General features: G+C 51.2%; 12 protein-coding genes and 1 pseudogene. 8 read left to right on the top strand and 5 right to left on the bottom strand.

What is annotated here, in order from left to right; all coding sequences use genetic code 11:
• The first annotated feature begins 6 nt into the window (after window positions 1–6).
• The gene (locus tag WJM45_RS06180) at window positions 7–225 is read left to right on the top strand and encodes a hypothetical protein (protein ID WP_341328092.1); all 219 of its coding nucleotides are present in this window, start codon (window positions 7–9) and stop codon (window positions 223–225) included.
• Window positions 222–494, top strand: coding sequence for a type II toxin-antitoxin system RelE/ParE family toxin (locus tag WJM45_RS06175; RefSeq protein ID WP_341328091.1), 273 nt, complete (start codon window positions 222–224; stop codon window positions 492–494). The genes WJM45_RS06180 and WJM45_RS06175 overlap by 4 nt, the downstream gene beginning before the upstream one ends.
• A gap of 1015 nt (window positions 495–1509) precedes the next feature.
• Here the strand turns inward: WJM45_RS06175 and WJM45_RS06170 are convergent.
• Complete coding sequence (locus tag WJM45_RS06170; RefSeq protein WP_341328093.1) at window positions 1510–1770, bottom strand: DUF2442 domain-containing protein; 261 nt, start codon at window positions 1768–1770, stop codon at window positions 1510–1512.
• Between the two features lie 847 nt (window positions 1771–2617).
• On the opposite strand from WJM45_RS06170, the pseudogene WJM45_RS06165 reads away from it, so the two are divergent.
• The 3 genes and pseudogenes from WJM45_RS06165 to WJM45_RS06155 all read left to right on the top strand — a co-directional run.
• Window positions 2618–3079 (top strand): annotated as a pseudogene (locus tag WJM45_RS06165) (integrase core domain-containing protein); the annotation flags it as partial.
• A 779-nt stretch (window positions 3080–3858) separates the two neighbouring features.
• Window positions 3859–4077 (top strand): hypothetical protein, encoded by a 219-nt coding sequence (locus tag WJM45_RS06160; RefSeq protein WP_341328092.1) that lies wholly within the window; start codon window positions 3859–3861, stop codon window positions 4075–4077.
• Window positions 4074–4346, top strand: coding sequence for a type II toxin-antitoxin system RelE/ParE family toxin (locus WJM45_RS06155; protein ID WP_341328091.1), 273 nt, complete (start codon window positions 4074–4076; stop codon window positions 4344–4346). The genes WJM45_RS06160 and WJM45_RS06155 overlap by 4 nt, the downstream gene beginning before the upstream one ends.
• 901 nt (window positions 4347–5247) lie before the next feature.
• On the opposite strand, the gene WJM45_RS06150 is transcribed toward WJM45_RS06155, so the two are convergent.
• Window positions 5248–14250: a hypothetical protein gene (locus tag WJM45_RS06150; RefSeq protein WP_341328090.1), complete on the bottom strand. Its 9003-nt coding sequence runs from the start codon at window positions 14248–14250 to the stop codon at window positions 5248–5250.
• Window positions 14251–15195: 945 nt separating this feature from the next.
• Between WJM45_RS06150 and WJM45_RS06145 the strand changes: the two genes are divergently transcribed.
• From WJM45_RS06145 to WJM45_RS06135, 3 genes are all read left to right on the top strand, one after another.
• Window positions 15196–16017: a SapC family protein gene (locus WJM45_RS06145; protein ID WP_341328089.1), complete on the top strand. Its 822-nt coding sequence runs from the start codon at window positions 15196–15198 to the stop codon at window positions 16015–16017.
• A gap of 234 nt (window positions 16018–16251) precedes the next feature.
• On the top strand, window positions 16252–16491 hold the full coding sequence (locus WJM45_RS06140) for a DUF6447 family protein (protein WP_341328088.1): 240 nt from the start codon (window positions 16252–16254) through the stop codon (window positions 16489–16491).
• 1394 nt (window positions 16492–17885) lie between these two features.
• Entirely contained in the window at window positions 17886–20576 is a 2691-nt protein-coding gene (locus WJM45_RS06135) for a calcium-binding protein (protein WP_341328087.1), read from the top strand.
• Between the two features lie 918 nt (window positions 20577–21494).
• On the opposite strand, the gene WJM45_RS06130 is transcribed toward WJM45_RS06135, so the two are convergent.
• Genes WJM45_RS06130 through WJM45_RS06120 form a run of 3 tightly spaced genes read right to left on the bottom strand, consistent with a single transcriptional unit; the run spans window position 21495 to window position 26088 of the window.
• A complete protein-coding gene (locus WJM45_RS06130; protein ID WP_341328086.1) occupies window positions 21495–23039 on the bottom strand; it encodes a TolC family outer membrane protein in 1545 nt (514 codons plus the stop codon).
• A 4-nt stretch (window positions 23040–23043) separates the two neighbouring features.
• A complete protein-coding gene (locus WJM45_RS06125) occupies window positions 23044–24369 on the bottom strand; it encodes an HlyD family type I secretion periplasmic adaptor subunit (RefSeq protein ID WP_341328085.1) in 1326 nt (441 codons plus the stop codon).
• 6 nt (window positions 24370–24375) lie between these two features.
• Window positions 24376–26088 (bottom strand): type I secretion system permease/ATPase, encoded by a 1713-nt coding sequence (locus WJM45_RS06120; protein WP_341328084.1) that lies wholly within the window; start codon window positions 26086–26088, stop codon window positions 24376–24378.
• Between the last annotated feature and the right edge of the window lie 23 nt (window positions 26089–26111).

Raw genomic sequence — 26111 nt, 5'->3', positions numbered from 1 at the left:
AAATTAATGTCAAAAGCAATAAAATTATCTGAAAGTTTGATTAATGATGCTGTCATTAATGGCAAAGCGCAGCATCGAAGCGCGCCTAAACAAATAGAGTATTGGGCTAGGATAGGAAAAATAGTAGATGAAAATCCAGATTTACCATTAACCTTTATTAAAGGTATTTTAACCGGTATAGAAGAAAATAAAGCAGGTGAAATATCGGATTATAAATTCGGATGATAGTTAAACAAACCAGCATCTTTAAGCGTCGAGTTAAAAAAATGCATCGTACTGAAAAAGAACAACTTGATAAAGCAGTGAAAAATATCATCTCTGATCCATCTATCGGTGAAATGAAAACTGGCGATCTAGCAGGCATCCAAGTGCATAAATATAAGCATAATGCTCAACAATATCTTATTGCCTATGAATATATTGATGATGAATTATTGCTCACTTTGATTGAGCATGGGACGCATGAAAATTTTTATCGAGATCTTAAGCATTGATTTAACATAACAGTCATTGGTCGAAAACAACAAAATGCATTTTTTCTAGACCTGACCCCTTCTTTCCTTTTACGGTTATCCTTGGTTTGCAAGATTCCCGAGTTAATGTCGGGTTACGGCTTTCGCCTAACCCGACCTACCCGGCTTCATCAAGCAGAGCTTGAGGGTAGGCGTTCCCAAGCTGATACTTGGGAACGAGGGTTATTTTTTCTGGTTCCCACGGTCCTCCGTGGGAACCCGTACCGGAGTTGATTCGCTCATCCCCCGTCTGCATTCCCACGCCGGAGCGTGGGAACGAGAGAAACCGGCACCGAGCGAAAACAACAAAACGCATTTATTCTAGACCTGACCCCTTCTTTCGCTGGTTCCCACGGTCCTCCGTGGGAACCCATACCGGGGCTGAGTCGCTCATCCCCCGTCTGCATTCCCACGCCAGTGCATGGGAACGAGAGAAACCGGCACTGTGCGAAAACAACAAAACGCAATTATTCTAGACCTGACCCCGCTTCCGTTATTAACCACTGAATGTGATCAATATCTTCTTGTGCTAAAGCCATTTTCAATAACCTTTGCTATCGGTTTACAAACACCTGAAACTATAACATAAACGATCAAAACATAATGTCTATATTATTTCTGGTTCCCACGGTCCTCCGTGGGAACCCGTACCGGAGTTGATTCGCTCATCCCCCGTCTGCATTCCCACGCCGGAGCGTGGGAACGAGCGTGCGGCGGTTTCGCGCATAAAAAACCGCCGCCGGTTGCCCGGGGCGGTTTTTTTGGCAGGCCGTGCTTGGCCTTACGGTTTTCCTTGTGGACGTTTTGTCACGAATTGCGCGGGTTGGGCGGCCTTTGTGTTTCGTTACCCCGGCATGGTTTGACACGGGGATCGTGGGAACTTGCTTGGTTTCGTCAAGCAGAGCTTGAGGGTAGGCTTTCCCAAGCTAGAGCTTGGGAACGAGGAAACTTCCGGAGCGTGTGAACGAAGGAAATAATTTGAATCTGCCTCCTTTTTCTATGCAGCTGCTTTCGGTAAAGGCAACTGAAATTTACCTGCGACCACACCCGCTACAGTAAGATCCTCGTCCAGATCCTCCCACCTCAGCGCGTATCCATTCAGCTCAATCCGAACTTTTTTAAGCTCTTCATCTGAGGCTCGACTTAAAATGTGAAATCGATCGGCAGGAAAGCCAAGAATACGTCCATCCATCAGCTCTAAAAAAACCTTCCGATTCTCAACCCAAACATTGACAGCCAACGGCTCTGTTTCAGCCATTATGAAATTCATGGTATTTCTCGATCAACAATTGATGATATTCATATACTAATCTTTCGATTATTCGTAAATCTTGAGCTTTTATTCCTCGATTTTTTGCCAACATCACAGGATCTAACCAAAACTTGCATTCACCTTCGACACTTCTCACATGAATATGCGGGGGCTCGTTGCCTTCATTCGAATAAAAATGAAAGCGGTAACTGCCTATGCGTAATATTGTTGGCATTCTTTTAGATCAATGACACATTCAACGTGAGAAGTTCAATTTAGCATAAACCCTACTAAGCGAAAACTATAAACGCGTCATGCCAAAATCTGGATTATCCCTCGTTCCCTAGCTCCAGCTTGGGAACGAGGGAATTTTTTTCTGGTTCCCACGGTCCTCCGTGGGAACCCATACCGGAGTTGATTCGCTCATCCCCCGTCTGCATTCCCACGCCGGAGCGTGGGAACGAGCGTGCGGCGATTTCGCGCATAAAAAAACCGCCGCCGGTTGCCCGGGGCGGTTTTTGTTTAGGCCGTCATTGGCCTTACGATTATCCTTGGTTTGCAAGATTCCCGAGTTAATGTCGGGTTACGGCTTTCGCCTAACCCGACCTACCCGGCTTCGTCAAGCAGAGCTTGAGGGTAGGCGTTCCCAAGCTGATGCTTGGGAACGAGGGTTATTTTTTCTGGTTCCCACGGTCCTCCGTGGGAACCCATACCGGAGTTGATTCGCTCATCCCCCGTCTGCATTCCCACGCCGGAGCGTGGGAACGAGAGAAACCGGCACCGAGCGAAAACAACAAAACGCATTTATTCTAGACCTGACCCCTTCTTTCTTGAAGGCATTCCACGACATCAGTTAGTCTTACATTCCGACAACGGCAGCCCGATGAAAGGGGTAACGCTGCTGGCAACCTTGCAACAGCTGGGCGTTACGCCCTCGCGGAGTCGCCCGGCGGTCAGTAATGACAACCCGTATTCCGAGTCGTTGTTCAAAACACTGAAATATGACGCACAGTATCCGACACAGCCTTTTGCCTCGCTGAGCGCCGCCAGGGAATGGGTGACCGGCTTTGTCTGCTGGTATAACCACGAGCATCGGCACAGCGGCATTCAATATGTCACACCCGAGCAACGTCATACGGGTGAAGACCAGGCGATCTTGAAGCAACGCCAAGCCGTTTATGAGGCCGCTAAAGCCAAAAAACCGGAGCGCTGGAGCCGTGGTACCCGAAACTGGGATTGGCAGGCACAAGTCTGTTTAAATCCCGATAAACCGATCGATAATGCGGTAAAAAATACCGACACTACCGTTCATTAATTTTCAACACATGCGACAACTACGTTGACATTTACCGGTTTTTATTCAGGGCGTCATTGGCCTTACGGTTATCCTTGGGTTTGTAAGCTTCCCGAGTTAATGTCGGGTTACGGCTTTCGCCTAATCCGACCTACCCGGCTTCGTCAAGCAGAGCTTGAGGGTAGGCGTTCCCAAGCTGGTGCTTGGGAACGAGGCTTATTTTTTCTGGTTCCCACGGTCCTCCGTGGGAACCCATACCGGAGTTGATTCGCTCATCCCCCGTCTGCATTCCCACGCCGGAGCGTGGGAACGAGAGAAACCGGCACCGAGCGAAAACAACAAAACGCATTTATTCTAGACCTGACCCCTTCTTTCTGTGACCCCTTCTTTCTGTTTCCCCACGCCGGAGCGTGGGAACGAGCGTGCGGCGGTTTCGCGCATAAAAAAACCGCCGCCGGTTGCCCGGGGCGGTTTTTAGTCAGGCCGTCCTTGGCCTTACGATTATCCTTGGTTTGTAAGATTCCCGAGTTAATGTCGGGTTACGGCTTTCGCCTAACCCGACCTACCCGGCTTCGTCAAGCAGAGCTTGAGGGTAGGCGTTCCCAAACTGGTGCTTTGGAACGAGGGTTATTTTTTCTGGTTCCCACGGTCCTCCGTGGGAACCCATACCGGAGTTGATTCGCTCATCCCCCGTCTGCATTCCCACGCCGGAGCGTGGGAACGAGAGAAAACAACAAAACGCATTTATTCTAGACCTGACCCCTTCTTTCGCCAACCACTATTCAATAGGAGTTAAATTAATGTCAAAAGCAATAAAATTATCTGAAAGTTTGATTAATGATGCTGTCATTAATGGCAAAGCGCAGCATCGAAGCGCGCCTAAACAAATAGAGTATTGGGCTAGGATAGGAAAAATAGTAGATGAAAATCCAGATTTACCATTAACCTTTATTAAAGGTATTTTAACCGGTATAGAAGAAAATAAAGCAGGTGAAATATCGGATTATAAATTCGGATGATAGTTAAACAAACCAGCATCTTTAAGCGTCGAGTTAAAAAAATGCATCGTACTGAAAAAGAACAACTTGATAAAGCAGTCAAAAATATCATCTCTGATCCATCTATCGGTGAAATGAAAACTGGCGATCTAGCAGGCATCCAAGTGCATAAATATAAGCATAATGCTCAACAATATCTTATTGCCTATGAATATATTGATGATGAATTATTGCTCACTTTGATTGAGCATGGGACGCATGAAAATTTTTATCGAGATCTTAAGCATTGATTTAACATAACAGTCATTGGTCGAAAACAACAAAATGCATTTTTTCTAGACCTGACCCCTTCTTTCCTTTTACGGTTATCCTTTGTTTGTAAGATTCCCGAGTTAATGTCGGGTTACGGCTTTCGCCTAACCCGACCTACCCGGCTTCATCAAGCAGAGCTTGAGGGTAGGCGTTCCCAAGCTGATACTTGGGAACGAGGGTTATTTTTTCTGGTTCCCACGGTCCTCCGTGGGAACCCATACCGGAGTTGATTCGCTCATCCCCCGTCTGCATTCCCACGCCGGAGCGTGGGAACGAGAGAAACCGGCACCGAGCGAAAACAACAAAACGCATTTATTCTAGACCTGACCCCTTCTTTCTGTGACCCCTTCTTTCTGTTTCCCCACGCCGGAGCGTGGGAACGAGCGTGCGGCGGTTTCGCGCATAAAAAAACCGCCGCCGGTTGCCCGGGGCGGTTTTTGTTTAGGCCGTCATTGGCCTTACGATTATCCTTGGTTTGCAAGATTCCCGAGTTAATGTCGGGTTACGGCTTTCGCCTAACCCGACCTACCCGGCTTCGTCAAGCAGAGCTTGAGGGTAGGCGTTCCCAAGCTGATGCTTGGGAACGAGGGTTATTTTTTCTGGTTCCCACGGTCCTCCGTGGGAACGAGCGTGCGGCGGTTTCGCGCATAAAAAAACCGCCGCCGGTTGCCCGGGGCGGTTTTTTGGCAGGCCGTCACTGGCCTTACGGTTATCCTTGGTTTGTAAGATTCCCGAGTTAATGTCGGGTTACGGCTTTCGCCTGACCCGTCCTACCCGGCTAGCTGACCTTGTTCGCGGCTACCCCCCCTTCAAGCAGAGCTTGAAGGGGGGCGTTCCCAAGCTGTAGCTTGGGAACGAGGCACGCGGGTGCGGGTAAGATTAGACCGCAGGGGTGTTGACGATGTCGGTAAACGCGAAGTTGTCTTGCGTAACACCAACCAACAACACCGCACCGTCTGCCGTACCGTTGCCATCGGCGTCGAAGAACAGCACGCCATGACCTTCGGCAGCGTCACCGCTATCGTCGGCAACCGAAGTCAGGTAGTAGCGAATCGTACCGTTGAGCGCAGTGTCCGCGGCAGTTCTTGCATCAGCATAGTTTTCCACTTCTCCGGCTTCCAGATAGTTGGTACCCGTCGCTGCGTCCAGACCTTGGAAGTCGACCTTGTCGCCGCTGCCCGAGGTAAAGTCGATGATGATATCGAGAGTGGCGACATCGTTGACATCTCCGGCGGTAGAACCGTCGAAGCCGCCCGTCGACGAAGTGACCACTGTGAAGCCGCCGTTGTCAACATTACCATCGGTAATAGTGAGAACGTTGCCAGCACTTCCCGCAGTGACAGCTCCACCCAATGCGTTGATCAAAGTCTCCAAACCGGACGCCACATCTGCTTCGCTGGTTGTGGTTGCGGTATGATTGACTGTAAACGTCGTATCACCTCCTGCCAGTGTGAAGGTCAACGAATAGACTTCACCAATCACGACATCACCACCAGGGACTAATTCACCGATCGTGACTTCCGTTACTTGCGCAACATCAGTGTTTGTAGTCGCATCTTCTATAGTTGCTGTAACTCCAGTTCCATCAGCATCGAACACACCCAACTCCAAACTGGTGCCAACGGCGCCACGAACTTCAACATCCGATACACCATCCAGAACGGCGGTAAAGCCCTCGACAACAAACGCGTTACGGATCGCTGAAGCCACCTCATTGGCAGTCATACCGTTCGTCACCGCAACGCTGAGGTTGGCAAAAGTCCCACCGTTATTGGTCGAGTACGGAATCGTGATGGTGCCATCGGCTGTAGCTGCAGCAGTCACCTCAATCCGTTCCCAATCCTCTCCCGGCGTCGTCGTTTCAACCACCATCTCTTCCGGTTCGCTGGTATGGCTGATGAATCGGAAGATATCCGCACCGCCGTTACCGGTCAGTGTATCTTGACCGTCGCCGCCCATGAGAACATCGGCGTTGGCACTGCCGATCAAGGTGTCCGCTCCATCGCTACCGAACAGATTGAAGCCGTTACCGTTGGCCGCCAGCGTCATGTCGATGACTCCACCGGCAATGTCTGTCGTCAAGTTGGCGATGCCGTTGTTGACGGTCTCCGCCGTGGCGAAGAACGAGGTAATGCCGTCGGCATTGGCCGTCGCACCGTTGGAGACGATGAGAACATCAGCTTCGAACGGATCAGCAAGAGGATCGGCATTTGGATCATCTGCATGAAGGTCGGAGATGGTATCGACACCCGCTGTGACCAAGAAGGTATCGCTGCCATCACCGCCGGTCAAAGTATCGTCCCCGGCTCCGCCGTCGATGGTATCATCCAGATTACTGCCGGTGATGTCATCGTTGAAGTCCGTGCCGACAACATTGAAGCCAGTTGCAACAGCCGGATCCGCGTCATTCAACGCACCCGCCGCATTCAGCGTCACCACGATATCGTTGGCTTGCGGCACGATGACACCCGCGTTGGTCAGGCCGGACAGATCGATGCCCACGGTCCGAATGTTGCTCAGATCCAATGCTACAGCTGCGTCGGTATCGACTTCGCCTTCTACAACAACAGATCCTTCACCCGTAATAAACGTCGTTCCAAGACCTGCAATCTGATCAAGAGTCAAGTGTAGAGCTTGACCTTCCGGCACATGAACAGTTGTGTCGATAAAAGTCAGGTTAGCCTCCGTCAGATCAAGGTCACCTTCTACCGTCAGCGCTACAGTATCAAACACAAGGTTTGAATCAGCACCTACTGTAACATCGCCAGTCATGGTTAGCGTTACATCGTTGAAGGCCCAAGTGCTTTCCGCATCCAGAGTCGGTGCAACCAACACGCCGTTGACATTCGCCTCGCCCAAGATGGCGGTTGTTACACCGTTACCGTTCAATGTGAACGCATCTTGGTCAGGAATACCGTCATCGTCGGTGTCGTCGTCGCTGCCGTCGATCAGGGCAATGACGCCCAAATTCACCGGAGCGGTGCCGCTTACATTGATTTCGCTCAAATCGCCACCCGCGACACCGGCATACGGATCGCCGTTACCGTCGGTGTTCAGCACATAATCATCACCGTCTTTGACATGACCGAACCAAACTTGACCGCCAGCTCCCTGATCAATATTCAAGACCTCGGTGTTGCCGATTGCCGCCGCAGGGCTGCCGCCGGTCAGCAAATAGACGCCCGAATGACCGGCAGTATCGACAGTCAAAACAGTGATATTTGGATCGCTGGTGTCAAGCGCTTTGAAAGTCACATCGCTCGGACCGTTGACATCCAAAAGCGCCGTGGTGCCGGCATCATCATCGGAGAAGAAGACGGTGCCGCCGACCAAAGCCGCTGTGGCCGCATTAAAGACCATAGGGAACCCTGTCAATGCAGCCGTTTCAATTACGACCGTGTTCAGATCGAACGTGGCGCTACCGCTGCTCAGGTTACCGATGGTATTGGTCGCCCCCGGCAGCGGCACACCGCCACTTCCGGTATTCCATTCCTGTCCATCCGCCAGTTCCGGCAACAGATAATAGTTTTCATCAGCTGCCGTGTTTGAACGGATCGTCAATGTGCCGAACTCGTCATCGTTGTCGATCGGCGCGGCCAGGATGTTATCGACCTCGACGTTGCCTAGCACGACTCCGCCACCCAAGGTGATACTCAGGTTTTCGACGAAATCGAACGGTTCTCCCACTTCATCGATGTCGTTAAAGGTCAGATCGCCCAATGTAGTCAATGACTCGATCTCCACGGTGCGGTCGAAACCTGTCGTGACCAACACACCGGACAGCGCTTCGGTGTTCACGATGCGGATGATGATGTCGCTGTGCAAGTTGGTGAACAGCTCTTCCACGTTTTGACCAGTGACCAAGTCTTCCGACATCCACAGACGGCCAATTTCCGAACTATAGCCGTCGGTGTTGACCTTGGCGCCGGCAGGCAAGCTGTCGAACAGCCACACTACATTGGTATTTTCGAAGGTCGTCGAACCCGTCACGATAATTTCGCGCCCGTCGGCCTGCTCGAACGTAGCCAAGCGAATGGTTTGACCCGCGATCGGATCGCTCGAGATCGGATCGATCAGCGTGATGCTGAAGTCGCCCAGATCGGTCGCCGCATCCAGAGTCACATCGTCATCTTCCAGGGTAGTCGTTCCGGCGATATCGGCGGCGATACCGCTCAGATCGACCGGCTCATCTCCGAGTTCGACGATGTTCACTACCGCTGTAATGCCAGCCGCACCACGGTCGGGACCCGCCACGATGTTCAAGCCGTTCGCTTGATCCGCAGTCAGGATTAACTCCACGCCATCGGCGAGGATAATATCCTGCACCGAACTGATGTCGAGATCGAGACCGGACAAGTCTACCGTGCTGCCAATGTCGCCATCGATGAAGAGCTCGCCGTTAGCGCCCATGTTGATCGACAATTTGGAGCCGGCAGTATAGTTCAATGCCGTGCCATTATCGATCCGCAGCTGCGAACCTGCCGCCGCGCCGGTGAAGTCGAAGCTCCAGCCTGCGGTGTCGTCGTCCGTGCCGGCTGTGCTATCTGCTCCGAGGCTGTCTAACGTGCCGCCCGTCAGGTTGACCAAGGTCACGCCGGTACCGGACTGGAAGCTGAACGCCGCGGAATTGACTTCGGCAACCTCGCCCAGGTTCAGATCGCCTTCCAGGCCAGTCGCATCGATAGACACCAGAGAGGTGCTGTCGATACCCACATTGCTGGTCAATGCATCGTTGTCGCCAAACACCATGTCGCCCGTGCCTGTCAACACCAGAGTCTGGGTTTCGCCAGGCTCGCCGGTCGTCACGATCGCAGGGCTCGCGCCGGTTACGGTCAGGGTGCCGCCGTTGTTGTTGATCACCAAAGATGCGATGTCGGCATCGCTGATATCGAGCTGTTGCACCGTCACATCGGCATCTCCGCTGATGTTAAGGGTGACCGTGGCGTTGTTGTCGTCATTGGCGGTGATGCCGTCAAGTGGTGCATTGTCATCGAAATCACCATGCGAATTGAAGATAATATCGCCTTCAATGACCAGATTTTGCGTGGCGTCGATGTTGACCAGCTTCAAGTTGTTGTCGCGGCTGCCGGCGCCAATCGCTAGAGGGAAGGCCAACGGCGTGATATCGCCTGCGATGATGTTGTCGGTTTTACCCGTAACGATATTGGCTGCCGTACCTTCGGAAACGATGTTCAGTTCTTGCAGGTATCTGGCCACTAAGTCCGAGTCCGGCGTCACGGTCGAAACAATCAGATCGCCGCCGAGCAATGCGCCGCCTTGCAGCGTGAGATTCAGCGTGCTGACTTCGGTGTCGAGGCCATAGTCGTTGAAGGACAGGTCACCAGGGACGGTCACAGTTTCTTGGATGACAACATTTTGGATACGACCCACAACTTGACCGAATTCGTCGACGATGACTTTGGTCACGCGCTCCGGCAGACCGTCAAACATGTAATCGACGTTGTTATCGGCAACCAGGGCCGCTTCAACGATCAGGGTATCGACATCGAAACCTGACGCGTCGATTTGCGACAGGATCGGCTCGCTGATATCGATAAATTTCAATACGCTACCCGCATCGCCGATCACGGCCACGCCATCGGCGTCATTGATATCGCCCAAGGTCAGCGTGAATTCGCCGATGTTGAAGGTGGTCACTGAAGGTTCACCGCCGTCGACCAGATCCGCATCCGACAAATTGACGGACTCGCCCAGATTGAGCGTGACAGTGCTGTCATCTCCAGTGAGATCGATACCGTCCAGATCCAGATCTTCGCCGTTTTCGCCGACAAATTCTTGCATTACATTAGTAATGACAACGCTTCCTTCGCCCGTCAACATACCGTCGCCGTCCAGTTGCTGGAACTGCTCCATGCTCAGGTATAGGGTCGTGCCTTCCGGAATCACCAGACCGCCAATACCCGTCAGGTCTGTCAATGGATTCAAGATGACTTCCGGCAGTTCGGCCAGAGTCAAGGTCACCATCAAGCCTTCCGGATAGTCGGCCACCGCGAATACTTGATCGTTCAATCCGACCAGATTCAGCGTTGCCGCGCCATCCGCGCCCTCATAGATAAAGCTCGCCGCGCCAATCACTTCGGCTTGATCGACAGTAATGCTGAATGTTGAATTTTCGTTGAGCGTGACTGTACCGATATTGGTCAGGGTCGTTTCGGTCAGATCGACAGAGTCGGAACCTGTGCCGTTGCCGATCGTTAGATTGACAGGGCCTGCGCCTTCGATACTGGTAATCGCGCCTTGCAACGCGTCGTCGAGGGTCAGTTCAGTTGTACCGGCCGCGCCCACGAAAGTCAGCGGGCCGTTAGCGCCTTCCTGCCACAGATCGATTTCCGCGGTCAAGGTGCCGACCACGCCCGATGCATCCAGGCTGGTGAGACCTGTAGGCAGCGTTTGTGCCATTTCCAGGTTGGCGTCGGCGGACAGGTTCAATTCGACCAATGCGTTGCTTGCCGCAAAGCTTTCGATGACGGTGTTGCCGCCTTCGACATTGATTGACGTGCTCACTAGCCCGTCGCTGACATCGATACCCGCGACTTTTTGCACTTCGCCCGCCGGCATCGGCGCGTCGAGATTGACGATATCGACTACGGTGCTGGCGCCGTCACGGGCAAAGTCGGCGACCAGGTTACCGACCGCATAGCCGTCGAATTTGTCGTAAACCACTTCCATCAGGAAGTTGACGCCGCGCTCGGTGTTACCGAACGTGATGGTTTCATCGTAGTTGCCGCGCAGACCCAATGTTTCCAGGTCTTGCGTAACGCGGGAAGTCCAGAATTGACGGTCTTCGCCATTCAGGTCGGTGACCACATAGGTTTGCACATCACGCGAGAACAAGCCATGCTCCGAGGATGCGACATTACCCGTCAATTCGACGTTCAAGCGCGCCGGAGTTGCCGCGGTGCCATTACCATAGATTTCCAAGGCATCTTCGAAGCGCGCGAAGGTCAGGTTGACGACTTCGCCGCCGACGCTTGAGAAGTCGATGATGAATTCATTGAACGCATCAGGATTTGGAGCCGTATCGATACCCAATTCAATCGCACTGCCGCCTTCGACAGGACGCCCCCACTCGTCGCGCCCGTCTTCTACCGGGGTAAAGGTCAGGCCGCTATCGCCCACGATTCGCAAGAAAGTTTCGATGGTTTGGAACGGACCGATTTCCGATGTTACATCGGTATCGATGACCAAGCGGCTGTAGCTAGGCACATCCGCAGGACGATCATAGCCGGTCATGAGACGGTCGATCAGGACATTGCTGCCCCATTCGCTACGTTCGATTATGCCATTTTGGTTAGCGTCGTTATAAAAGTCGCTTGACAATGAGCCGCCGAAGTAAGTTATACCATCGATTTCGGTACGTGCTTGATCGTTGGTATTGAACGGATCGAAGTCTAGACCCGCGCCTGTAATGATAACACTACCTACTTGGAAGTCGGTATTGTGGTCGTTTGCCAAGGTCACGCCTTGCGGAGCGACTTTGGTGTGCAACTGTTCCGCAGTCATCGACAGCGTGACGCCGTCTTGGATTTCCAAGACCAGGTCGACGCCTGAAGGCAAGTCGTCCACGCCCAAGTCGGTCAGGGAAGTCGACTCGGTGACGATGACTTTCACTTGCGAATAGGTGCTGAAAGGCGAGCCTTCCACGCTGAAGTTTCCGCCGCCAATGGCCGCGAATTGCTCGGAAGTCAGCGTTAAAATCGGCGCCACGCCATAGTTATCGACGTCCGCATTGATCGATTCGCTGACGTCATGATTCAAGATAACCTCTTGAATTCCCGACAATTCCGCGGCACGCAAATCGCTTGGATTTTCTACATATACCGTGATGTTTTCACCGGTGATGCTGGAACCTTGCAGCGCGGTGATGCCGAAAAATTGGTTAAAGAAACCGCCGCCAAAAACGTCTCGACCCAGAACCACTGTGTCTTCGCCCGTGCCGGTGTCGATATTGAGTACTGCCGTGGCAGCCGGAATCACATCGGCGTTACCGATTGGAGTGGTGCCCATGCCGGAAACAACGATAGTGTCATTGCCCGCGCCTGCAGCGATGTCGATAACATCCGCGCTTACGGTGATTTCGTTGTTGCCGTCGCCTGCATTGACAGTTACGGAATCGCCACGAACAGATGAGATGATATCGTCGCCGGCACCGGAGGTGATCGTTACATTATCGCTGTCATCGGTGATAATGGTGTTGTTGCCGTTACCGGTGTTGATGACGACTGTTTCGCCGCCGGTCGCGGTAAATTCATTATCGCCGTTGCCGCCGTTGATGGTGACGGATTTGCCGTTGTTGTTAGCGGTAAACTCGTCTTTGCTTTCCGCTGTGCCGGTAAAGAAAATCGCGTCAGAGAAGTTATTCAGGGTCAAATCCACACCGCCGGTGTTGGCGCTGGCGTCGATGTGGGCCGGGCGACCAGGGTTGAAACCGTCGTACATGTCATCGTTAACCGAAAAGATCGCTTCGCCGCTGATGTTCAGGTAGCTCAACGATCCGCCGCCGAAGAAGCTGTCCAAGTGGTTTTCGGTGCCTTGAGAATCGACATTCAAGACCGAGGCATTATGCAGGATATTGATATCGGCCTTGACATCGCCGACCATCAGCTCTACGTTGACCGCACCTTCCGTCATGCCTTCGCCGTAGTGGACGGTCACGTCGTTGTCGAAGCCGCCTTCGAAACGCAGCAGGGCGTTGTTGCGAACGCCTACAATATATAGATCGCCTCCTGCTATAGAGTCACCTTCAGAATCGTACAAAGGGAAGTCACCTTCAGTGATGACAAGTTTCTCCAGACTGCTGGCCCGGCTTAAATCAAGGATGCTGTTGCTGCCTAGTAGGATGTTGTTGCCGTCTAATGCTAGTGATTCAAAATTAGGAATCGGGAAGTTGGCAAAATAACCGTTATAACCGTTTTCGACATCATTGTTTGTGTCGCCAAAAATGGTTTGGTCGTAATCGTATACATTCGGCAGGTTTTGTACGATGACTTCCTGGATGTTCAGTAATTGGAAAGGTTGTGCGAAGAAGCCTTTCATATCGACTTCCAGCGTATTGTAACCCCCGCCGCCGTCGATATAAGCGCCGTGCAGCAACTCTGGGCGACCGGCGATAATCAGGTTGTCGGCATCCGAGGTAATGCCGTTTTCGAAGGCGCCGCCGTTATTTTCGGTCGGAGTTAGCACGATGCCGGTTTGCGTGACTTCAGTGTCCTGCCACAGTTCGTCAAAGATAATACCGGCATACAGCGCCAGCGGCGTATCTACGCTAAGCCAGTACGATCCGCCGTCCGCGAAGCCGATATTGATTTCGGCTCCGTCATCTACATCTGTGTCATTAATCGTGATATTTTCGATGTTGACGGTTAATTCGCCATCTTCGTTCATCCAACCCAGCTGATTCAGGTTTAGACGCAGTACGTTCTGCATGAAGCCGAGGGCTTGGTCTGCATCGACTTCATCCCACATTAAGGTGGTGGTTCTTTGCGTCGGAATTTCTGTTAGCGTCAAGGTGGTGATGCTTGGGTCGGGCGGAGGCGTGGAGCCTTCGATCGGCGCGTCTTCGACCGCGGTTTCGGTCAAGATTGTCATTGCATTTTGCAATTCCGCCCGATTGAGCCGGCCAGAGCCGTCCAGATCGAATTCAGGCAATTGGCCTTGTCTAACCAATTTTCTCAATTGCTGTTTAACCGCAACCCTGCTCATAAGCCAGTCTGCTACTTGCTCAGGGGTGTGGCCGCGATTTTCCAAGCGGTTGATGATCCGGTTGGTCAGGTTGTTGGTTTGTCTTATGTTAAACTCAAGCCCATAGGACCGTAAGGTGTCCATGTAGGATTGAGCGATATCCACTGAGAGTGTTGCCATGTTAAATCTCCAATTGAGGTTTTCGCTTTTTGTTAGAAAGAACTCTAGACGCGTTTTGATACGCACTGAATTTTGTATGCACTATACCTTGATCAGCCTTTCTAAGTAAAGAGCTGGACTGAGTTGATAGCTTACGGTGCTTGAGTATAGAGAGTTTTTAATAATTTTTCTAGGGACCGCCCTTATTTTGGGTGAAATAATGCTTAAAATTTGGCTTTCTATTACTATGATTGAAGTATTTTAGTGTAATTTAAGTTTTATATATTTGATTTAATTAAAATGTTTTTTCATTGTTTATTTATCGATATATCGATTCCATAGCCGGACTTTTTTGCTGTCCTTGTGTAATTGTTCACCCCCCCTATCGTTCCCACGCTCCAGCGTGGGAATGAAGACCGAGACGCTCTGGCGTCTCGTACCGCTGGAGCGGTACTCAGGCATTCCCACGCAGAGCACTCGCCGTTATACACAAGTCAAAAATTACTGTTTTGTAATCTTAGCTAATGAGGCTTCGATACCATTTTTTGCCGCCCAACGCTCCCGACTTTCCCTCACCTAGCGTTAGGTGAGGGAAAGCCACTGATGTTCAATATCCGCAGATTTATCAAACAGCACCGTTTCCAAGTATACGACGAACTCTGTTTAGCAAGTTTACCGGCACTTGTGTATAACGGCGAGCGCAGAGCATGGGAACGATAATTGCCGGGAGACTGAATAGTTACGTCCATGCAGTCTCTATGCCAGCTCCATGCTGGCAAAGCCTTGATCGGACACCCTGGCGCCTCCTCTGGCATTGCCGAAATTTCAAGTGCGAAAGGTATATATACTATTCCTCGCCAATCTGCGATTAAACCCGATTCGAGGTAAATTTATACGGACTTGCGCCCATTTAGAATGTCAAAGCATGTATAATTCGTTTCTTGAACAACGTCAAATGGAGTAACGATGAACCGCTGGCAATTATTAGACCCTAAAGCCCACAGCCAAGCCGGCTGGCAAAAATTTACTCATTACGCCTTTGCTAGCCAGGACGTTTATTGTCCGATTTTAATGGCCGAGCTGACGCAAACTTTACCTTATTATGCTCTGGCATTTATTCCGGTATCGCCTACCGAGCCGGTTAAGTTTCAATTGATCGCCTTATTGGGCCTGCGTCCTAACCGTAATGTCTATTTGGATGGGCATGGTAAATGGCTTGCGCCTTATGTTCCGAGTTTTTTCCGCGGCTATCCTTTCAGCCTGTTACCGGATGAACACGGCAAGGCAGCTCTAGCCGTCGACATCACCAGTCCCTTGTTGCATAACCCGGCCCAGCCAGAAGACACTTTACTTTATCAGGAGAGCGGGGAATTAACCGAGGCCGCAGGTCAAATTCTTAACTTTTTGACGCAACGCCTGCAAAACCAGCAATTGACGCAAGCTTTGACCGATGCCCTGCAACAAGCCGAGTTGATTCAGCCCTGGACTATCAGTTGGCAACCCAACTCTAACGACGCCGATCCGGAAAAAGCCAAGAAACAGCAAAATTTGGGCGGTTTTTATCAGATCGACGAGCAACGTTTGCGTTCTTTGAGCCCCGAGACGTATCAAAGTCTTGCCAAAACCAGCGCGCTAGGCTTGGCGTATGCCCAGCTTTTCAGCCAGGCCCGGCTGCAGGATTTACGCTACCGCGAACACAAGGCGCGCAGCGATGCGCAACCCGCTCCGTCCGTGGATTTCGATACGTTGTTCGGCACTAAGGACGATACGTTGAAATTTAATTTTTAACCAGGACTCTTACTCTGCCGCCGGCTTTTTGCCTGGGTTGCTTTGCCGGACGGGTTGTATAAGCCGTCCGGCAAAGCCGGTTCGCTTCGACTCCGCTCAGCGAACGGACGCTTTGCGAAAAATGTAACGATAAGGGGATGCGAATCATTACTCGAACAAACAAAATAGCATTGTCGTAAAATCCGCAAATATGACCACACACAAACTATAACTTAGCTAAGGAGACTTAAATTCATGAGTGAAGCAAACAAACAAATCGTCACTATCAACGGTATTGAATACGATTTGAACGATCTGTCCGAGAACGCCAAGAATCAGATTAACAATCTGCGCGTGACCGACGCTGAAATTCAACGTTTGAATACTTTGCTGGGTATTACACAAACCGCTAGAGCGGCCTATGCCAAGGCATTGAATGACGAACTGGCAAAAGAGGGTAAAGAACTCTACCCTACTTCCGGCATGGCCAATTAGTTCATTTTTAAGCCTGGGTATGCTGTGAAATTCCGGCGCCGTAGGATGGGTAGCAGCGAAGCGGAAACCCATCGCTTTGTTTTTGAGGGCGGGTACGATTAAGATAACGCCGCCCATGGCCCTTCCCGCGATTTGTAAAATGACTTTCGTGGCGTTCTATGGTGGGTTTCGCTTTGCTCTACCCACCCTACATTAGCCGTCTATCCAATTTCCGGCGCCGTAGGATGGGTAGCAGCGAAGCGGAAACCCATCGCTTTGTTTGAGGGCGGGTACGGTTATGATAACGCCGCTCATGGTCCTTCCCGCGATTTGTTAAAATGACATTATGCTGTTACCCAAGCTCTAGCTTGGGTAACCTGTTCAGGAAGCTCTAGCTTCCCGAAAATCAAGAAAGATTGAACGAGCGAGTCGGGTTTGATTCAGAATGTGCGGAGGTTGTGTCGGTCTCAGGAAGCTGGAGCTTCCGGGGTGTCTTTCCCAAGCTGGAGCTTGGGAAATAGCGTGATGTGGGTTGGCCGTTTTTAGCTTGACGCGCATGGCTTGCGAACCCCGTCCTGCTAGGGGATATGCTGATCTTTGGGCTTTAGCTGAAGAAACTTGCTAATCAGGAAATGACTTGCGTGGCGTTCTATGGTGGGTTTCGCTTTGCTCTACCCACCCTACATAGCCGCCTATCAAACTTCCGACGCCGTAGGATGGGTAGCAGCGAAGCGGAAACCCATCGCTTTGTTTGAGGGCGGTTACGGTTAAGATAACGCCGCCCATGACCAAATCCGCGATTTGTTAAAATGACATTATGCTGTTACCCAAGCTCTAGCTTGGGTAACCTGTTCAGGAAGCTCTAGCTTCCCGAAAATTCAAGAAAGATTGAACGAGCGAGTCGGGCTTGATTCAGAATGTGCGGAGGTTGTGTCGGTCTCAGGAAGCTGGAGCTTCCGGGGTGTCTTTCCCAAGCTGGAGCTTGGGAAATAGCGTGATGTGGGTTGGCCGTTTTTAGCTTGACGCGCATGGCTTGCGAACCCCGTCCTGCTAGGGGATATGCTGATCTTTGGGCTTTAGCTGAAGAAACTTGCTAATCAGGAAATGACTTGCGTGGCGTTCTATGGTGGGTTTCGCTTTGCTCTACCCACCCTACATTCCTGACCCCTTTATTTGTTACGGCCCACTGTCTCCCAGCGTTGGACGCGAATAAAAAATTTTTTGATTTTTTATAGCCATTCACAGACAGCTAAACTATTCTAAATCTACATATTGTACCCACACTCAAATTTTCGGTTTTTACCCTCCCCTTTTATCCCAGCCCACTAACATGCTGGGTTAGAACCTATGATTTTGAAGCTTGAACTAGCTAAGGGTAAAGTAATTCCTTCATCAAATTTAAAGAGGCTAATTGAATGGCAACATTAACTGGAACCGATGACAGAGATATTTTTAATGCGACTACCGGTAATCACACCATCGATGGCAAAGACGGCCTCGATATCGTTTTCTTCAATGGCAATTCCACTGACTATACTATTGAAATTAACGAAAACGAGGTTATCGTTACCGATATCAATGGGAACGACGGATCGAATCGACTGATCAATGTCGAAAAAATTCATTTTAAAGGCGATCACAAACAAATCCTGCTATCGCAAGAAACGCTAGTCAACATCCTAACGGCCGGAGCACAAGAGGCTTCCACACTATTGGCGTATCCCGACGGCGGCTTCATTAACTTTTGGCAAGGACCCGGCGGCTATTATTTTCGGAAATTCGACACTAACGGCCGGGGACTTGGACCCGATCAAAGAATCCTTACCGGAATCGGCGAGGGCGCAAACGTCCGCCCGGCTTTGTTTTCCGACGGCAGTATCGTCCTGGCTTGGTCAGCGCCGGATGCCGACGGTAGCGGTATCCATGTGCAACTGTTCGACGCCGCGGGCAAACCCACTTCCAACATTTTCCGAGCCAACGATACCTTAACCGACGATCAAGGCTTGCCTGCCATTGCGGTATTGGAAGACGACAAATTCGTCGTCGCCTGGAGTTCAAATAACCAGGGCGACTCATTACAAAACGGTATTGCCATGGGCAGCACGCCCAATCAAACCGGCGTATTCAGTCAACTTTTCGATAAATTCGGCAACCCGTTGGACTGGGAAACCAAAATCAGCGACTCAGGCGGATCGGATGCCTTTGTTACGGCGCTGGCTAACGGAGGATACATCATCGGCTATGAAGCGATCAGCACCGGAACCGAGCAAATGCTGATTTTTGCCAAGCGCTTCGATAAGGACGGACAGTTTATGGGGTTTTTGACCGCCAATGATAGCGGAATCGCCATCAACTCGACCTTTGAAACACCGAAAGGCGAGGTAGGCAACCCGGATTTCAACGAATTGGCAAGCGAGCAGAAATTTCCGACTTCCACACAACTTAGCAACGGCAATATTGTCGTTGTCTGGCAAGCGCCGCGCGATGCTTACGATATTCCGGAGCAAGATCTCGATGCCCATGACTTCAGTATTGTTGCTCGACTCTATAACGCAAGCGGTCAAGCGCTTAATGGTGAAATTCATGTCAACTCATTCACGACCTACGACCAAGCTCAACCGGCGGTCGCGGCGCTGGCCGACGGCGGTTTCGTCGTGGTTTGGCAATCCATGTTGCAAGACGAAAGTTATTGGGGCGTCTACGGTCAACGGTTTAACGCCAACGGCACTAAAGTGGGCGGGGAGTTTCAAGTCAACACTACCGTGCACGATTCGCAGCAACAACCGACCGTCATCGGCTTGAGCGACGGCGGCTTTGTCGTATCTTGGGAAGCCGAATACCAAGACGGCCATCAACAAGGCGTTTTTCAAGACGGCGACGCCGCCACCGAAATCGTCATGCAACGTTACGATGCTTCCGGGAAACCGTTGGGCCGTTCGCTATCCGGCGGCAGCGGGGACGATACGATAATCGCCAACGGTACAGTCGGCGTCGACATTAGCGGCGGCGACGGGAACGATGAATTGATCGGAGGAGACGGCAACGATGTGATTCGCGGCGGTCGCGGCAATAATATTTTAAATGGCGGAGCCGGAGACGATATCTTGATCGGCGGCCCCGGTAACGACATTTTTATCGGCAGCCCCGGCAATGATGTGATTATCGGCGGTGGAGGTTCCAATATTTTGCAATTGGAGGGCTTGATCGACGATTATACTTTGAGCGTGATTAGCGGCATCTACACGCTCAAAGGCGAAGGCCTGGAATATAGCATTCAAGGCGTCGGGTCACTGCAATTCGCTGACGGGGAAGTGTTGTCTCTTTCGGACGATATCGACCTAGAGGACGGGGGCAGTACCGGCGTGACCGTGGAAGATAGGGATACCGCCGCTGCCAGCGTGCTGAAGGGGACGGATTTCAACGATGTGCTGATCGGCGGCAATATCAGAGGCGAACCGGATATTTTGGAAGGCGGCAAGGGTAACGATCTGTATATCGCACTGGGTAATCGGCTTGTGATTTTCGATACCGGTGGCATCGATACCTTAGAGATTGCGGCCAAAGTCGATTTGAGCCAACCGCATAAAGGCCCCCTGAAAGGCTTGGAATACATAGAAAATGTGACATTGACCGGAAACGGTAATTTCAAGTTAGTCGGCAATAGCAGCAATAATGTCCTGAAAGGCAATAGCGGCAATAATCGCATCTTTGGCGGCGATGGCGACGACATTATTTATGGCGGATTAGGTCGAGACAGACTCAACGGCGGCGCGGGAATGGATACTTTTGTTTTCGATACCCAGCCGAGTGGAAAAAATCGAGATTTTATCGACGATTTTTCTGGCGATATCATTAGGCTCAGTTCCGCGATTTATTCAGGGTTAGATCCGAATCAAGACGGAAGCATTAATTTCATCAGCGGTCCGGGGCTAAAAAGAGCGCACACCGACACGGCATCGTTTCTCGTTTACAATACGAAAACCGGGATTCTTTATTACGATGCCGAAAATAATTCCAAGGCCGAACCCATCGTAAAGGTGGGAATTGTTGATGAGAGCGGCTTTACCGCGGCTAATTTGACTGTTGCAGACTTTGAGTTTTTTTGAGGTTTTCGAAGGACGCCTTTTCGCACTTGAAGTTTCGGCATTATACCCCCTCGCCCGCATTGGGAGAGGGGTCAGGTTCTGAGGTATCCCCACTAAACGCTCGTTCCCATGCTCTGCGTGGGAATGCCGCTTTAGACGCTCTGCGTCGACTGCAGCGGACAATCGGATTAAGAAACTGCAGAGAATGTATCGTTGTTCTTGTCGGGATTATCGACCTTTGGGGACGCAGAGCGTAGGAACGATGAAAAGCAGAGCTTGCGGGACGGGTTTCCCAAACAGAGTTTGGGAAACAGCGGATCTTAGCTAATGAGGCCTCGATACCATTTTTGTCGCCCAGCGTTCCCGACTTCGAAATCGCGATCTGGGGATCGCTCCCACAGAGCATCCAGCCCTTTGTGGGAGCGACGCCTTCGTCGCGATTCCGAAGCCACTGATGTTCAATATCCGCAGATTTATTAAACCAGAAAAGGGGTCAGGTTACATTTAACGATAATGTAACCTGACCCCTTTTTTTATGACCCCTTTTTTTACCCTCGCCCGCATTGGGAGAGGGTTGGGGTGAGGACTTAACAAACCGAAATATTTAGGCCAAACCAAAACGTTGGGGACAGGTTGTATAACCCGTCCCGCGATAGAAAGCCAGCAAGCAGAGCTTGCGAGACGGGTTTCCCAAACAGAGTTTGGGAAACAGCGGATCTTAGCTAAGGCCTCGATACCATTTTTTGTCGCCCAACGTTCCCGACTTCGAAATCGCGATCTGGGGATCGCTCCCACAGAGCATCCAGCCCTTTGTGGGAGCGACGCCTTCGTCGCGATTTCGAAGCCACTGATGTTCAATATCCGCAGATTTATTAAACCAGAAAAGGGGTCAGGTTACATTTAACGATAATGTAACCTGACCCCTTTTTTTGCTGCTGCTTATTGGGTGCGATTTTTACTGTCTTGCATGTTCCGCGAATTTTTGATTTCGCGTAATACCTTTTCCATGGTTTCGTCGTCCCATTCCATTGGCGGCTCGTCTTGCGCCGGTTGTGTCATTTCTTGTGCCGGCGCGTCGAGACGGCTTGGTTCGGCATCGCTCGGTTTATCGTCGTTCGCTTGCGGATGCGGGGAGATCGACATCGGGGAGGCATTGACTTCCTGCTCGGCCTCGGCCATATCCAGCCAATCGTTGATTTCAAATATGTTGTTTTCGTTGATCGAACCTATGGATCGTAAGAAACGAATGCGGTTTTTGATGTAGGTATAGCGCGCTATCGATAAGTCCCGCTTGGACATGTATTCGCTTTGTTGCGCCTGGATCAGATCGCTTACGGTCACGACACCGTAAAAAAGACCCCGCTCCATCGACTCTCTTGATTTGACAGCCGATTCCAGGGCTTTTTGGGCGGCCTTGATATGTCTGACGCTGGCGTTTGAGCTGAGAAAGGCATCGCTGGTTTCTTTGATCAAGGCGCGTAAGGTCGCCTCGTTGTCGTTTTTGCTTTGCTCCAGTCTGTGCTGCGCCTCGAACAACTGGTGCGTAGTGGTGCCGCCGGAGAATAACGGGACATTGACATTGATCGCGGCCACTTGCGTTTGGATCTGCGGCGTCCGGGTGCTTTGGAAGCCGGTGTCGGTGTCGTAATAATTCAATTGCAGATCGACAACCGGCATGTATTTGGATTTTTGCACGGCGACATTGTTTTCGGCCGCTTCTATGGCTATGGTTTTGGCCATCATTTGAGGATTTTGGCTTTGCGCCATCGCAATCCAGTCTTGTAAATCGCCTTCTATCTTGTTGAACTCGATGCCGTCCTTTAATCCATGCGGCCGGCTCGGATGAACGCCGGTGAGTTCGCGGAGGCTTTCCTCGGCCCTGACGCGATTAGATTCGGCGATGATTTCTTCGGCTTCAAGCTGGTCCAATCGAGCTTCTAACGCGTAGACATCGGTTATTTTGAGCATTTGTTTGGCGTATTGTTTACGCACTTGTTCCAGCTGTTTTTTGGTGGCTTGTTTCTCGCTGCGGGCAAAGTCGAGTTCGTCATCCGCCTGCAACCAATCGAAGTAGCGCTCCACGACTTTATGCATCAATTCGTTTTGCGCTTCGATCGCTTCCGCGGCGTATTGGTCTTCTACCTTGGACGCCCGGCGCCAATCCCAAAATTTGGCGAAATCCACCAGCGTTTGGTTGAGCGATAAAAAATAGCGCGTACCCGGGTAACTGTTGTTGACAGCCCCGCCTGGAGCGAATATTTTTTGTTCGTTCTTTGACCAGTTAGCGGTGCCGTTGATCTGCGGCAACATTTGCCCTAAGGCTTGGCCTTTTTGCGCCGAGCCGATTTCAACTTGCAATTGCGCCGAACGAAGTTGCGGGTCGGCCTCTAGCGCTTGGCGGTAGATCGTCAGTAAATCCTCGGCATTAGCATTGTATGCGCTCGCGGTTAGCAAGCACAATAAGCCGTATTTAAGTTTGTTCATCGCTTTAGTCTTCAATGAATGAGCGCGCAAAGGCATTGGTGATCGGTTGCGCTAGGTATTCAAATAAGGTGCGCTCGCCGGTGTTGATGAGCACCTCTACCGGCATGCCGGGCAACAACTGGAGTTCGCCCAGGTCTTTTTGACTTTCCGGGGTCAGTTCGATATGCGCCTGATAATAGGACTCTCCGGTTCTTTCATCGGTAAAACTGTCGGCGGACAGGTGGATAACACGTCCTTCCATCTTGGGCGTCGTCGCTTGCTTGAACGCGCTAAACCGAACTTCCGACTGCAATCCGACACTAACCCGGTCAATATCTATCGGCGACACTCTGGCCTCGATGATCAGATCGACGTCTTTCGGAACGATATTGAGAATCGGGTCTCCGGGCACGATGACGCCATCTTCGGTATGAACGGACAATCCCAATACCATGCCGGTCGCCGGCGCTTTGATGACAATCCGGTCGAGTTTGTCCCGGTTTGCGACGACTCTTTCTTCCGCGTCATTCAATCCGGCCTGGGCTTCACTCAGTTTGGCCGTGACATCTTGTTGGAATTCTTTCTGGGTTTGCAGTATTTGTAAACGGGTTTCGCCAATCAGCATTTCATTGGTCGCCACTTCGGCCAGTAATTGAGCAATTTCGCCGGTTTGTAAGGCATGATTGCGCTCAAGGTCGCGCAAGCGTTGGCGGTCGGCAAAACCTTCCGCCAACAGTTCCTGTAAATCTTTGATCTCTTCGGCATAGGATTTGACCAGGACTTCTTTACTGGAAATTTGATTTTTCAAGCCGTTTATTTTGCTTTTGATTTGTCCGATCCGCTGCTCCAACACGGCGATTTCGCCTTGGTACGCATTTTTTCGAGCCCGAAAGACATGATTTTCGGCTTGTTTCGTTTCTATCGCCCTAGGGTCGTCAGACTTGTCGAGAAACTCCGGGTAGACGACTTTGGGCAATTGGTCGCGTTCCGCCCGCAAACGAGCCACTTGCGCCGCTAAGTTGATTTTTTGACTGTACGCGATGCCGAGCTGAGCTTTGATCTGCGTGTCGTCCAGAATCACCAAGGGCTGCCCTTCCTCTACGAAGTCGCCGTCTTGCGCCAGTATTTTGGAGACGATGCCGCCATCGAGATGCTGCACGGTCTTTTTGTACGATTTGACTACCACGATTCCTGGAGCCAGGGCGGAGCTGTCCAAGGGGGCTAAAACCGCCCAGCCGCCGAATACGCCGAATGTCGCCAGAACGATAATGGCGCCAATCAGGCGAATAGGCTTATCGTCGGTATGCAGCGCTGTGGGTTCGGAGTTGATTAAAGCGGTATTTTCGGTCATCGGATATTATGTTTTGTTTAATTTCGTTACTGTTCCGGCGGATTGTTGTTGCAAATAGCTAACAACTTGTTCCTTGGGACCATACGCCACTAATGCGCCCTCTTTTAAGATTAGCAATTTATCTGCTTTCGCCAAAGCGGCATTACGATGCGTAATGATCAATACAGTGGTCTTTTTTTGTTTAAGCCGAACCAACGCCTCTCCCAAGGCGTTTTCGCCTTGTTCGTCGAGATTGGAATTCGGCTCATCCAGCACGACTAACACAGGGCTGCCATACAGAGCCCTAGCCAAACCGATCCGTTGCCGCTGCCCTCCTGAAAGATTCCCCCCGCTGGCGCCGATTACAGTATCGTAGCCTTCCGGGAGTTGCAAGATCAGTTCATGGACATCGGCCATTTTAGCGGCCTCGACCACTTTTTCCGAGTCGATTTCTCCGAAACGCGCAATGTTTTCGCTGATTGTGCCTTCGAATAACTCGATATCCTGGGGCAAATACCCGATAAAACTCCCCAGATGTTCGCGATCCCACTGAAAGACTTCGGCGCCATCCAGCCGTATCGCGCCGTTAGCCGTGGGCCAGATACCCAGGACCGCGCGGGCCAAGGTTGATTTGCCGGCGCCGCTGGGCCCTACTATGCCTACGATATCGCCGGCGTCGATCGTCGCATTGATGCCTTTAAGCGCGGGAACTTTGGAGCCCGGCGGCACGACAACCGCATTTTCCAGTTGTATATCGCCTTTAGGATCGGGCAGTTGCATGCGTTCGCTATCGGCGGGAATTTGCAATAGGATCGTGTTCAAACGGCTATATTGGTCGCGGGCGCTAATAAACCCTTTCCAGGTGCCGATCATCAAGTCAATAGGCGCTAAGGCCCGGCCCATCAGAATGGAGCCGGCAATCATCAAGCCCGGGGAAATTTCGCGCTCTATGACGAGGTATGCACCTAATCCCAAAATCAATGACTGGGACGACATGCGAATGAATTTCGACAGCGATGTCAACACGCCTGCACGCGAACTGGCCACGGCCTGCAAGTCTAACACTTTGACCGCTCCGCTCATCCAACGCCGGCGAATGTTCTCCAGCATACCCATCGATTCGATAACTTCGGCATTGCGCAGATTTTTATTAAGCATGCTGCGGGTGGCGATGGACGTATTATTGGCTTCGCTTAAGGTTTTTGTCGTAACCTTTTCGGTAGCGAATGCCACCATGCATAGTATGATAGCCGTAACAACCGAAAACCATCCGTACAGCGGGTGAAACAAGAATAGCAGGGCAAGATAAATCGGCATCCACGGCGCATCGAAAAATGCGAACAATCCGTTGCCGGTTAAAAACTGACGCAAGCCGGTCAAGTCGTCCAAGGGTTGAGTCGTGGCTCTTTGCCCGCCGGACAGGAGCGCTTGCTTGAATGCCACTTGAAAGAGTCGCTGGTTTAACAAGGTTTCCAGGCGCGTGCTGATTCTGACTAATATTTGCGACCTGACCCATTCCAAGGCGGCTAAGGTGATAAAAAGCCCCAAAACAAGCAGCGTTAACATAATTAAGGTCGATTTATTGCCGGTTGAAACGACTCTGTCGTAGACTTGCAGCATGTAGATCGACGGGGTGATCATTAAAAAATTGATGAGCATGCTGAAACCGGCTGCGTATAGAAAAGCGCTCTTGCATAACTTTAGCGCATTTTCTAAGTCGGACTTTACTGTTACTTTCATGTTGTGCTTAACGACTCCTTATA

The sequence above is a fragment of the Methylotuvimicrobium sp. KM2 genome (assembly GCF_038051925.1).
Classification (GTDB): Bacteria; Pseudomonadota; Gammaproteobacteria; order Methylococcales; family Methylomonadaceae; genus Methylotuvimicrobium.
This window is presented reverse-complemented; position numbering and strand designations above follow the sequence as displayed.

Bases quoted from the DNA above. Each gene is read 5' to 3' on its own strand.
- WJM45_RS06180 (WP_341328092.1), top strand. From the start codon at position 7: ATGTCAAAAGCAATAAAATTATCTGAAAGTTTGATTAATGATGCTGTC.
- WJM45_RS06130 (WP_341328086.1), bottom strand. From the start codon at position 23,039: ATGAACAAACTTAAATACGGCTTATTGTGCTTGCTAACCGCGAGCGCA.
- WJM45_RS06135 (WP_341328087.1), top strand. From the start codon at position 17,886: ATGGCAACATTAACTGGAACCGATGACAGAGATATTTTTAATGCGACT.
- WJM45_RS06155 (WP_341328091.1), top strand. From the start codon at position 4,074: ATGATAGTTAAACAAACCAGCATCTTTAAGCGTCGAGTTAAAAAAATG.
- WJM45_RS06170 (WP_341328093.1), bottom strand. From the start codon at position 1,770: ATGGCTGAAACAGAGCCGTTGGCTGTCAATGTTTGGGTTGAGAATCGG.
- WJM45_RS06175 (WP_341328091.1), top strand. From the start codon at position 222: ATGATAGTTAAACAAACCAGCATCTTTAAGCGTCGAGTTAAAAAAATG.
- WJM45_RS06140 (WP_341328088.1), top strand. From the start codon at position 16,252: ATGAGTGAAGCAAACAAACAAATCGTCACTATCAACGGTATTGAATAC.
- WJM45_RS06160 (WP_341328092.1), top strand. From the start codon at position 3,859: ATGTCAAAAGCAATAAAATTATCTGAAAGTTTGATTAATGATGCTGTC.
- WJM45_RS06145 (WP_341328089.1), top strand. From the start codon at position 15,196: ATGAACCGCTGGCAATTATTAGACCCTAAAGCCCACAGCCAAGCCGGC.
- WJM45_RS06120 (WP_341328084.1), bottom strand. From the start codon at position 26,088: ATGAAAGTAACAGTAAAGTCCGACTTAGAAAATGCGCTAAAGTTATGC.
- WJM45_RS06150 (WP_341328090.1), bottom strand. From the start codon at position 14,250: ATGGCAACACTCTCAGTGGATATCGCTCAATCCTACATGGACACCTTA.
- WJM45_RS06125 (WP_341328085.1), bottom strand. From the start codon at position 24,369: ATGACCGAAAATACCGCTTTAATCAACTCCGAACCCACAGCGCTGCAT.